Genomic DNA, 11646 nt, shown 5'->3' on the forward strand with positions numbered 1-11646 from the left:
GGGTACCGACTCGTACCAGTGCATCCTGTGCAAGGGCCGACGGCGTTTTGCCGGCGCTGAGGCAGGAACGCAGGCGATGGCATGACTGTCGGAAAGGTTGCGTGGAATGGAGAAAAAGCGATGGCTGCGGATGCGGATGCCTGAGCCGGATCAGTGTGCCTGAAAAATAGCTTTCCGGTTAAAAACACGACAAAAACTGCATTTTCATACTTAAACCTACGCACGAGCGCCGCATCAAAGGGATAGTTTGTTCTGACATTCATGGTTGGGCGCTCTCAGAAGAGGCGATTCAATCTCCTAACCATGAACCGTTGTCTGTCAGCCACTCAACAGGGGATGACGGCAGGTTGCTGCCGAAGCGTCATTCCACCGCACCCAACATGACGTCCTGCACGGTTCCGCTGTCATATCCACCGGTACTGGCTGCCCAGTGCAGTGTTCCACGTTCGCAGCCGTCCAGTGCGAACGTTACACGCAGTTTTTTCCCATTATCACCGGTAAACTCGAAGCCGTCAGAGCACCACTGCTGGTTACTTTTCCCAACCGCCACTTTCCCTGTATGTGCCCGTTTTGAATGAAGTATTGCAGGTTTACGCTCAAGCAGCAGCGTATTCTGACGCCTGATTCGGTATACGCGTTTGGCATTAATAATGGCCATGTCGTCAGATTCAGATTGCCTGCCACCCCCGGCGATAACCATACGTAGGCAGATCACCGATAACGGTATGGATACGCTCTTGTCGCCCATATTTAAGTATCATATTTCTACCGTGGGGCGACCAACAAAGCGGGTTGCTCGAAGGAGGTTTATGAATCAGATATCGATATTCGCCGCGCTCAGGGCGTTCTCTTCGATAAAGGTGCGGCGTGGCTCTACCGCATCGCCCATCAGGGTGGTAAACAGCTGGTCAGCCGCCACGGCGTCTTTGATGGTCACGCGCAGCATATGACGGCTGTCTGGATCCATGGTGGTTTCCCACAGTTGCTCCGGGTTCATTTCGCCCAGACCTTTATAACGCTGCACCGACAGGCCACGGCGTGATTCTTTCACCAGCCAGTCCATCGTCTGCTCAAAGCTGGCAATTGGCTGACGGCGCTCGCCGCGCTCAATAAAAGCATCCTCTTCAATCAGGCCGCGCAGTTTCTCACCTAGGGTGCAGATTTTGCGATATTCGCCGCCGAGCATAAACTCGGTATCCAGCGGATAGTCGGTATCAACCCCGTGCGTTCTGATACGCAGCACCGGCTCGAAGATATGCAGTTCACGGCTCTCGCGTACGAAGCCGCTAAAAGTGCTGCCGTGCTGGTCGTTATCGTTGAGATACTTCACCAGCCCGTTCAGCCAGCCCTGCACCAGCGCTTCCGTCGCTAGGTCGCTCAGCGTCATGTGGTAGATCAGCGCGTTGAGCAGCGCAACCGGATAGCGGCGCTCCATGCGTTTGATCATCTTACGCGTGCTGTTGAACTCAGACACCAAGTCTTCGAGCGGCTTGCCGCCCAGCACTGGCGCACTGGCGTTAGCGTGCAGTGTAGCCCCGTCCAGCGCGATAGCGATCTGAAACTGGTCCATCGCCTCATCGTCTTTAATGTACTGTTCCTGCTTGCCTTTCTTCACCTTGTACAGCGGTGGCTGAGCGATATACACGTGGCCACGCTCAATGATTTCCGGCATCTGGCGGTAGAAGAAGGTCAGCAGCAGCGTACGGATGTGAGAACCATCGACGTCCGCATCGGTCATGATTATGATGCTGTGATAGCGCAGCTTGTCCGGGTTGTATTCGTCACGGCCAATGCCGCAGCCCAGCGCGGTAATCAGCGTTGCCACTTCCTGGGAAGCCAACATTTTGTCGAAGCGGGCTTTCTCGACGTTGAGGATTTTACCCTTCAGCGGCAGGATTGCTTGGTTCTTACGGTTACGCCCCTGCTTGGCAGAGCCGCCTGCAGAGTCCCCTTCCACCAAGTAGATTTCGGACAGCGCCGGGGCGCGCTCCTGGCAGTCGGCCAGTTTGCCCGGCAGGCCTGCAAGGTCGAGCGCGCCCTTACGGCGGGTCATCTCACGCGCGCGGCGTGCAGCTTCACGCACGCGCGCGGCATCAATAATTTTACCCACGACGATTTTGGCATCGCCCGGGTTTTCCAGCAGGTATTCAGACAGCAGTTCGTTCATCTGCTGCTCAACCGCCGATTTCACCTCGGAAGAGACCAGTTTATCTTTAGTCTGAGAGGAGAATTTCGGGTCCGGCACTTTCACGGAAACCACGGCAATCAGCCCTTCACGTGTATCGTCACCGGTGGCGCTCACTTTGGCCTTCTTGCTGTAGCCTTCTTTATCCATGTATGCGTTCAGGGTACGGGTCATGGCGGCGCGGAAGCCCGCCAGATGCGTACCCCCGTCGCGCTGCGGGATGTTGTTGGTAAAGCAGTAGATATTTTCTTGGAAACCGTCGTTCCACTGCAGCGCCACTTCCACACCAATGCCGTCTTTCTCGGCGGAGAAATAGAACACATTCGGGTGGATCGGGGTTTTGTTCTTATTCAGATACTCAACGAACTCCTTGATACCACCTTCGTAGTGATAGTGGTCGTTCTTGCCGTCACGTTTGTCTTCCAGCTTGATTGATACGCCGGAGTTCAGGAACGATAGCTCGCGCAGACGCTTAGCTAGGATTTCGTATTCGAACTCGACCACGTTAGTAAAGGTCTGATGGCTTGGCCAGAAACGCACGTGCGTTCCGGTCAGATCGGTTTCACCGGTCACGCTCAGCGGGGCCTGCGGCACGCCGTGCACGTAGATCTGCTGATGGACTTTGCCTTCGCGGCGAATGGTCAGCTCCAGTTTTTCCGACAGGGCGTTAACCACGGAAACCCCTACGCCGTGCAGGCCGCCGGAAACTTTGTACGAGTTATCATCGAACTTACCGCCCGCGTGCAGCACGGTCATGATCACTTCAGCGGCAGAAATACCCTCTTCTTCGTGGATGCCGGTCGGAACACCACGACCATCATCGATAACGGAAACAGAGTTATCAGCATGAATGGTAATCAGAATATCTTTACAGTGACCAGCGAGTGCTTCGTCAATGGCGTTGTCCACGATCTCAAATACCATGTGATGCAGACCGGTGCCGTCATCCGTATCACCGATATACATACCCGGGCGCTTGCGTACCGCATCGAGCCCTTTTAGAACTTTGATACTGGAAGAGTCATAAGAATTCGACATCAACTTTTCTCGCTCGTTTAATCTTCAGGTTGAACCGCTATTTTACCCTGTTCTACGTTGAACATCTTGCCCTTTTCATCAGTCATATAGAAGACATGCTCGGCCGCAATGGCACTAACAAAAACCTGGGCCTGAGTGGCTTTTAAGCGCGCTGCCAGCAGGTAGCGGCGCGTTTCGTCCAGCTCAGAGGCAAAATCATCTATCAGATACAGGCAACGTCTCCCGTTATGTCGGGTAAGAAACTCACCCTGCGCCAGTCTCAGGGCGCACATCAGCAGCTTTAACTGGCCTCGAGACAGTAAATCTTCCACTGGCGTCCCTTCAGCACGAATACGAAATTCCGCTTTATGAGGGCCGCTGGCGGTGTAGGTCAGTGCCCGATCACGCTCAAAATTGCGTTCGAGCAGGTCGGCGTAATCACTCTTTTTATCCCAGCCGCGCTGAAAGGAGAAGCTTAGCTGAAACTCCGGCAGGAACTGCGCGCAGGTGGCGTTGATATCCGCCGTTATCGCTTCGCTGTAGGCGGCACGCCAAGCGCTTATCTGTTCTGCCAGCGGTGCCAGCTCTTGGTCCCAGGCGCGGATCTGCTGGTAGCGCGATACTTGGCGAAGCGCGGCGTTACGCTGATTCAGCAGGCGACGCAGGTTGCTCCAGGAGTTGAAAAATCCCGACTCGTTATGAAAACAGCCCCAGTCGATATAGGCACGACGATACTTGGGGCCGCCGTTCAGCAGCGTGAAGCCCTCCGGGGTGATCAGCTGCATGGGTAGCATCTGCGCCAGCTCGGCCACTTTATGCCCGTCGCTGCCGTCAATTCGTACCTTGCTATCACCGGCGCGGTTTTTCGTCAACCCCACGTAAACTTCACGCTCGTTGCTTGCAATACGCCCGTGCAGAACAAACGCATTCTGCTCGTGGCGGATCATGCGGCCCGCCTGCAAACTGCGAAATGCCCGGCCATGCCCCAAGGTGTAAATCGCTTCCAGCACGCTGGTTTTACCGCTGCCGTTTGGCCCCACCAAGAAATTAAATCCGGGAGCCAACGCCAGGTCTGCGTTGTCAATATTACGGAAGTCTTTGATAAGAAGGCGGGTTAAAGCCATGACACCGATCCAGAGCAGCGGGATGTGGGGGCCGCACCTGTGCGGCCCTAGCTTAGGCATACCTGACCCCTACGAAATATGGGGATTAAATTAGCGATTACAAGCGCATCGGCATCACGACGTAGGCTGCGAACTGACTGACCGCATCTTGGATCTGCACGCTGGACACGGAGTCGGTCAGCAGCAGACGCACGTTATCGCACTTTAGCGCGTTAAGCACATCCAGCACGTAGCTGACGTTAAAGGCGATTTCGAGATCGGTGCCGCCGTAGGTGACATCCAGCATCTCTTCCGCTTCTTCCTGCTCCGGGTTATTAGCGGTGATTTTCAGCTGATTTTCGCTGATATACAGGCGAACGCCACGGAACTTCTCGTTGGAGAGAATAGCGACACGCGAAAAGGCCTGCTTCAGCAGATCGCAACTGGCATCCAGCGTTTTGTCCGGATTCTTCGGCAATACGCGGCGATAGTCCGGGAAACGACCATCAACCAGCTTCGAGGTGAAGATAAAGTCGCCCACGTGCGCACGAATATTGTTGCTACCGATCTGTACCTGCAGTGGCGTGTCGCCGCCATCCAGCAGACGCACCAACTCAATCACACCTTTACGCGGCACGATCACCGAATGGCTAGGCAGCGCCTGGCCGACCGGCATCGAGCAGACCGCCAGACGGTGCCCGTCGGTTGCTACGGTGCGCAGCTCTTCGCCTTCGGTTTCAAACAGCATCCCGTTGAGGTAGTAACGCACGTCCTGATGAGCCATGGAGAACTGCGTGGCTTCAATCAGGCGTTTCATCGTCGCCTGCGGCAGGGTGAATTCAACTTCACTTTGCCAGTCGTCGAGGTTCGGGAAGTCGCTGGCGGGCAGCGTGGAGAGCGAGAAGCGGCTGCGGCCGGAGCGCAGCAGCATTCTTTCGCCGTCCAGAATCACCGTGATTTCCGCACCTTCCGGCAGGCCACGACAGATATCAAAGAATTTCCGCGCCGGAACGGTGGTCGCGCCCGGCTCATGGGCCCGCGTCAGCGCAACACGGCCCACCATCTCCATTTCTAAATCGGTGCCGGTCAGCAGCAGGGTGCCTTGATTAACCTGCAGTAGCAGGTTACCGAGGATAGGCAGCGTCGGGCGGCCGCCTAATGGGCTGCTGACCTGCTGTAATGGCTTGAGTAAATGCTCGCGTTCTAGAATAAATTTCATAGTCAGGAAGATAATGTTCTGATGAGATTTAAGAAATCTTCTTTAGTGTCGTGACTCTCTTCGCGCAGCTGCTCAATTTTACGGCAGGCATGTAGCACGGTGGTATGGTCACGACCCCCGAAAGCATCACCAATTTCCGGCAGACTGTGGTTGGTCAGTTCTTTTGCCATCGCCATCGCCATCTGGCGCGGGCGGGCTACCGAGCGCGAACGGCGCTTTGACAGTAAATCGGCCACTTTGATTTTATAATATTCAGCGACGGTCTTCTGGATATTATCAATGGTGACCAGCTTCTCCTGCAAGGCCAACAGATCGCGCAGCGCTTCGCGCACGAAATCGATGGTAATGGCCCGGCCGGTAAAGTTGGCGTTAGCGATCACGCGGTTCAGAGCTCCTTCCAGCTCGCGGACGTTAGAGCACAGGCGCTTGGCAATAAAGAAGGCCACTTCGCCCGGCAGACGAATGTCATTTTCGTCAGCCTTTTTCATCAGGATCGCCACGCGGGTTTCCAGCTCTGGCGGTTCGATCGCCACCGTCAGCCCCCAGCCGAAGCGGGATTTCAGTCGATCCTCAACGCCGTTGATTTCTTTGGGATAACGATCTGAGGTTAGAATGATCTGCTGATTACCTTCCAACAGGGCATTAAAGGTGTGGAAAAATTCTTCCTGCGATCGCTCTTTATTGGCAAAGAACTGAATGTCATCGATCAGCAGCGCATCAACCGAACGGTAGTAGCGCTTAAACTCTTCAATGGCATTGTTCTGCAACGCTTTGACCATGTCCTGCACAAAACGCTCGGAGTGCATGTACACCACTTTGGCATTCGGCTTGCGCGCCATAATGCCGTTACCCACCGCGTGCAGCAGGTGCGTTTTACCTAGACCGGTGCCGCCATAAAGGAACAGCGGGTTGTAGGCTCCGCCAGGGTTATCTGCTACCTGACGTGCCGCCGCACGTGCCAGCTGGTTCGATTTACCCTCAACGAAGTTGTCGAAGTTGTGTTTGGTATTGACGTTGGAGCGGTAAGAGAGCTTAGCTGGAGCCGGCATATTATCCCAGTTTGGCCGCATCGGAGCCGGGCGGCTGATAATGCCCGGAGAGCTGGCATTGGCGCTGGCTAAAACGGGCTGGCTGACGGCCTGCGCCACCGGCTTGCTGCCGACTTCAAAACGCAGCAATGGCACATTGCTGCCGCAGAAGTCATTCAGCAACGCATTAATATTATTCAGGTATTTATCCCGAACCCAGTCGAGTACAAAACGGTTTGGTGCATACAAGGCCAGCGTATTGTCATTCAGTTCGGCCTGCAAGGGGCGTATCCACATGCTGAATTCTGTGGCAGGTAGCTCATCCTGTAAACGGGCAAGACACTGTTGCCAAAGCGTTAGTGACACGGCGGACTCCACTCGAAAAAGTTCGATAAGAAATAAAGGCGCTGAAGCGATAATTTCATCATTGTTGACGCATGCCGATGATACGCATGCGAGTCGCTATCCGCGGTTACTCTGCCCGTCCCCGACATTGATACAACTTTCGGATGCAGGATCCGACCCGACCCGGGGATCGTTAGCGGAAGGGCGGATCATAGCGTAAAGCGCAGCATAGATCTTCACTTTCTACACAGTTTTGATCCAATTTATCCACAGGGGCGGACAACGGTGATAAGTTTACGCCACCCTGCACAAAAGGTATTCAGGTTCGTCTGTATTCGTTGAAATTTAATGGTGCCGTCACGTTATTGCCGCAAATGCCATGTAACAGAATCGCGAGAAGATCCTGCGCGATCCTTGTGCTTTTTACTGGACACCGTATAATTTGTGCCCCGGCGTGTGCACCATGGACGGGCTGTTTTTCGGTCACTACGGGCAATCAGGATGCACTTTCACGCGAAGTAAATTGACTCTGGACTGTACAATATATTACAATCCCGGCTCTTTTATTAAAGACACACTGAGGCGTCGGTCATTTTTTCGGGCTAGATAACGCGTCACCAAGTGAAATTTTTCAAGTTTAGGTAGAAATCGCCATGAAACGCACTTTTCAACCGTCCGTACTGAAGCGCAACCGTTCACACGGCTTCCGTGCTCGTATGGCAAATAAAAATGGTCGCCAGCTTCTGGCACGTCGTCGTGCTAAAGGCCGTTCTCGTCTGACCGTTTCTAAGTAATAAAAGCTAACTGCTGGGTGGTTAAGCTCGCATTTCCTAGGGAGTTACGTTTGTTAACTCCCACTCATTTCACTTTCGTATTCCAGCAGCCACAACGGGCTGGCACGCCGCAAATCGCCATACTCGGCCGCCTGAACACGCTGGGGCATCCACGCATCGGTCTCACCGTCGCCAAAAAACATGTTAAACGTGCTCATGAACGCAACCGGATCAAGCGATTGACCCGCGAGAGCTTTCGTCTGCGTCAGCATGAGCTACCAGCAATGGATTTTGTGATTGTGGCGAAAAAGGGTGTCGCGGATCTGGATAACCAAACACTGACGGAAGCGTTGGAGAAACTATGGCGTCGTCATTGTCGCCTAGCTCGCGGCTCTTAATCGGGCTGATTCGCGTTTATCAGCGCGTGATTAGCCCGTTATTAGGCCCACATTGCCGTTTCCATCCCACCTGCTCTCAATACGGTATTGAGGCACTACTGCGCTTTGGGGTGGTAAAAGGGTGTTGGTTGACGCTAAGACGCATATTAAAATGCCACCCTTTAAACTGGGGTGGCGACGACCCGGTGCCGCCACATAACCATTGATCTCAGAGAACATTAACGATGGATTCGCAACGCAATCTTTTTCTCATCGCTTTTTTGTTCGTGTCCTTTATGATCTGGCAAGCTTGGCAGACGGACCACGCTCCGCAACCATTGCAGACCCAGACCACGCAGAACACGACTAGGGCTGCCGATGATGCCGCTAATCAGGATGTACCTGCCAGCGGACAGGGCAAAACGATCACCGTTAAGACCGATGTCCTGTCTTTAAACATCAATACCCACGGTGGCGATATTGATCAGGCACAGCTGCTGAATTACCCGGACAAACTGGGTTCAGACCAGCCTTTCCAGCTGCTGGAAACCACGCCAAACTTCCTGTATCAGGCACAAAGTGGCTTGACTGGTCGTAATGGTCCGGATAACCCGGCTAATGGTGCACGCCCTTTGTACACCAGCAGCCAAGATCACTTCGAACTGGCTGACGGCCAGAGCGAACTACGTATCCCGCTGATCTTTGCCGCTGAAAATGGCGCGACCTACACCAAGACTTTCGTCCTGAAGCGCGGCGAGTACGCGATCAATGTCGATTATCAGGTCAACAACGCCACCCAGCAGCCGCTGGAAGTGTCGATGTTTGGTCAGCTGAAGCAGACAATCGATCTGCCGAAGCATCGCGACACCGGCAGCAACAACTTTGCGTTGCATACTTTCCACGGTGCGGCTTACTCCAGCAGTGAGACCAAATACGAGAAGTACAAATTCGACAAGATTAGTGATAATGAAAACCTGAGCACAACCACCAACAATGGTTGGGTGGCGATGATGCAGCAGTATTTCGCCACCGCATGGGTTCCGCAGACTGCGGGAAGCAACACCCTTTACACCAGCAACCTAGGTAATAGTATTGCCGCTATCGGTTACAAATCTGCGCCAGTGACCATCGCGCCGGGTTCCCAGCAACAGCTGGCTGCAACCCTGTGGGTTGGCCCGGAAATTCAGGACAAAATGGCAGAGGTTGCCCCACACCTAGATCTAACCGTGGATTACGGCTGGCTGTGGTTTATCTCTCAGCCGCTGTTTAAGCTGCTGAAGTTCCTGCGCAGCTTTATCGGCAACTGGGGCTTCTCAATTATCGTTATCACCTTCATCGTGCGCGGCATCATGTACCCGCTGACCAAAGCGCAGTACACCTCGATGGCCAAAATGCGCATGCTGCAGCCGAAGATTCAGGCGATGCGTGAGCGTTTAGGTGAAGATAAGCAGAAGATGAGCCAGGAGATGATGACGCTGTACAAAACGGAGAAAGTAAACCCGCTTGGCGGCTGTTTGCCACTGGTTATCCAGATGCCGATCTTCCTCGCACTGTACTACATGCTGATGGGCTCGGTGGAACTGCGTCATGCGCCGTTTGCACTGTGGATCCATGACCTAGCCGCACACGACCCGTACTACATCCTGCCGATACTGATGGGTATCACGATGTTCTTCATTCAGAAGATGTCGCCAACCACCGTGACCGACCCGATGCAGCAGAAGATCATGACCTTCATGCCGGTCATCTTCACCGTGTTTTTCCTGTGGTTCCCGTCTGGTCTGGTGCTGTACTACATCGTCAGTAATCTGGTGACCATTCTCCAGCAGCAGCTGATTTATCGCGGGCTGGAAAAGCGTGGTCTGCACAGCCGCGACAAGAAAAAAGCGTAATTTGCCCTTAGGAGCGAGGCATGCCTCGCCCGTGCTAAATTGTGGCACAATGCTTACACTAAGGCGGTCATCATGACCGCCTTTTTTTATCTTAAAAAAGAGAGTTCAACATGAGCCATAGCGATACTATCGTCGCCCAAGTGACCCCACCTGGCCGTGGCGGCGTCGGCATCCTGCGCATTTCCGGCAGCAAAGCCCGCGACGTGGCGCAGCAGCTGCTGGGCAAACTGCCAAACCCGCGCTACGCCGACTATCTGCCGTTCACTGATGCGGATGGCAGCACGCTCGACCAAGGCATCGCGCTGTGGTTCCCCGGCCCGAATTCCTTTACCGGTGAAGACGTGCTGGAGCTGCAGGGCCACGGCGGCCCAGTGATTCTCGACCTGCTGCTGAAGCGCATTGTCGCGCTGCCGGGGCTGCGCATTGCCAATCCAGGGGAGTTCTCCGAGCGCGCCTTCCTAAATGACAAGCTCGACCTGACGCAGGCCGAAGCGATAGCCGACCTGATCGACGCCAGCTCCGAGCAGGCCGCGCGCTCGGCGGTAAACTCACTACAGGGTGTTTTCTCCACCCGCATTAATGCTCTAGTGGAAGCACTCACTCACCTGCGCATCTACGTGGAGGCTGCGATCGATTTCCCTAACGAGGAGATCGACTTCCTCTCCGACGGTAAAATCGAGGCCCAGCTTAATCAGGTTATCAGCGATCTGGATGGCGTGCGCGCTGAAGCCCGCCAGGGCAGCCTGCTGCGTGAAGGGATGAAGGTGGTGATCGCTGGCCGCCCAAACGCCGGTAAATCCAGCCTGCTCAACGCGCTGGTCGGGCGCGAAGCGGCGATTGTCACCGATATTGCCGGCACCACGCGCGACGTGCTGCGCGAGCATATCCATATCGACGGCATGCCGCTGCACATTATCGACACTGCCGGGCTGCGTGAGGCCAGTGACGAAGTGGAACGCATCGGTATTGAACGTGCATGGAAAGAGATAGAACAGGCCGATCGCGTGCTGTTTATGGTGGATGGCACCATCGAATCCGCCGAGATCTGGCCGGACTTTATTGCCCGCCTGCCGCACAGCTTGCCGATCACCCTGGTACGCAATAAAGCGGATATCACTGGCGAAGCAGAGAATCTAATCGAAGTTAACGGTCACTCACTTATTAGCCTGTCGGCGCGCACCGGTGACGGCATCGATCTCCTGCGCGACCACCTGAAAGCCAGTATGGGCTTCTCCGGCAATATGGAGGGCAGCTTCCTCGCCCGTCGTCGTCATCTGAAGGCACTGAAGTTAGCGGCCACTCACCTGCACCAGGGCAAACAGCAGCTGCTGGGTGCCTGGGCTGGGGAACTGCTGGCGGAGGAGCTGCGTCTAGCGCAGCAGGCACTGAGTGAGATCACCGGGGAGTTCAGCTCCGACGATCTACTGGGCCGCATCTTCTCCAGCTTCTGCATCGGCAAATAGGTCTCTCCGCATATCCTTGCTGAAGCTCCGCCCCACCTTATATAACCGTATAGCGGGGCGCCTTTCGCGATAAAGTCGCAAACCACGCCCGCAACCTTCACCTAACTTCCTTTATTAAATAAATGAATAGTTAAAAAGAAATCTCTCTCCACCGCACTGAAGTTGGTATTAAATTTCTCACCGGTAAATCGATGCCGATGCCTAGGCCCATCACAAAGCGCGCGCCCTGTAGTGGCACACTGAT

General features: G+C 54.6%; 8 protein-coding genes and 3 pseudogenes. 6 read left to right on the forward strand and 5 right to left on the reverse strand.

The annotated features are described in order from the left end of the window. Positions 1-163 (forward strand): annotated as a pseudogene (locus BBW68_RS20865) (IS91 family transposase); the annotation flags it as partial. Between the two features lie 201 nt (positions 164-364). On the opposite strand, the pseudogene BBW68_RS13610 reads toward BBW68_RS20865, so the two are convergent. The 5 genes and pseudogenes from BBW68_RS13610 to dnaA all read right to left on the reverse strand — a co-directional run. Next, a pseudogene (locus BBW68_RS13610) lies at positions 365-734 on the reverse strand (IS3 family transposase); the annotation flags it as partial. A gap of 80 nt (positions 735-814) precedes the next feature. Continuing rightward, positions 815-3223 (reverse strand): DNA topoisomerase (ATP-hydrolyzing) subunit B, encoded by a 2409-nt coding sequence (gyrB, locus tag BBW68_RS13615; RefSeq protein WP_070135759.1) that lies wholly within the window; start codon positions 3221-3223, stop codon positions 815-817. Between the two features lie 17 nt (positions 3224-3240). Next, the gene (gene recF, locus BBW68_RS13620; protein WP_070135760.1) at positions 3241-4326 is read right to left on the reverse strand and encodes a DNA replication/repair protein RecF; all 1086 of its coding nucleotides are present in this window, start codon (positions 4324-4326) and stop codon (positions 3241-3243) included. Between the two features lie 97 nt (positions 4327-4423). After that, positions 4424-5524 carry a DNA polymerase III subunit beta gene (gene dnaN / locus BBW68_RS13625; RefSeq protein WP_070135761.1) on the reverse strand — a complete coding sequence of 367 codons (1101 nt, stop codon included), beginning with the start codon at positions 5522-5524 and terminating at the stop codon, positions 4424-4426. Positions 5525-5526: 2 nt separating this feature from the next. Then, on the reverse strand, positions 5527-6918 hold the full coding sequence (gene dnaA, locus BBW68_RS13630; RefSeq protein WP_070135762.1) for a chromosomal replication initiator protein DnaA: 1392 nt from the start codon (positions 6916-6918) through the stop codon (positions 5527-5529). Between the two features lie 632 nt (positions 6919-7550). Here dnaA and rpmH point away from each other — a divergent pair. From rpmH to mnmE, 5 genes and pseudogenes are all read left to right on the forward strand, one after another. Further along, positions 7551-7691: a 50S ribosomal protein L34 gene (gene rpmH / locus BBW68_RS13635; RefSeq protein ID WP_070135763.1), complete on the forward strand. Its 141-nt coding sequence runs from the start codon at positions 7551-7553 to the stop codon at positions 7689-7691. A 17-nt stretch (positions 7692-7708) separates the two neighbouring features. Then, complete coding sequence (rnpA, locus tag BBW68_RS17125; protein ID WP_083264917.1) at positions 7709-8068, forward strand: ribonuclease P protein component; 360 nt, start codon at positions 7709-7711, stop codon at positions 8066-8068. After that, positions 8032-8290, forward strand: a pseudogene (yidD, locus tag BBW68_RS17130) (membrane protein insertion efficiency factor YidD). Before rnpA ends, yidD begins: the two are co-directional and overlap by 37 nt. A gap of 2 nt (positions 8291-8292) precedes the next feature. Beyond that, positions 8293-9939 (forward strand): membrane protein insertase YidC, encoded by a 1647-nt coding sequence (gene yidC, locus BBW68_RS13645; protein WP_070135765.1) that lies wholly within the window; start codon positions 8293-8295, stop codon positions 9937-9939. A 110-nt stretch (positions 9940-10049) separates the two neighbouring features. After that, positions 10050-11402, forward strand: a complete 1353-nt coding sequence (gene mnmE / locus BBW68_RS13650; RefSeq protein ID WP_070135766.1) for a tRNA uridine-5-carboxymethylaminomethyl(34) synthesis GTPase MnmE — start codon at positions 10050-10052, stop codon at positions 11400-11402. Positions 11403-11646 lie beyond the last annotated feature (244 nt).

This window comes from Candidatus Erwinia dacicola (assembly GCF_001756855.1).
Taxonomy (GTDB): domain Bacteria; phylum Pseudomonadota; class Gammaproteobacteria; order Enterobacterales; family Enterobacteriaceae; genus Erwinia; species Erwinia dacicola.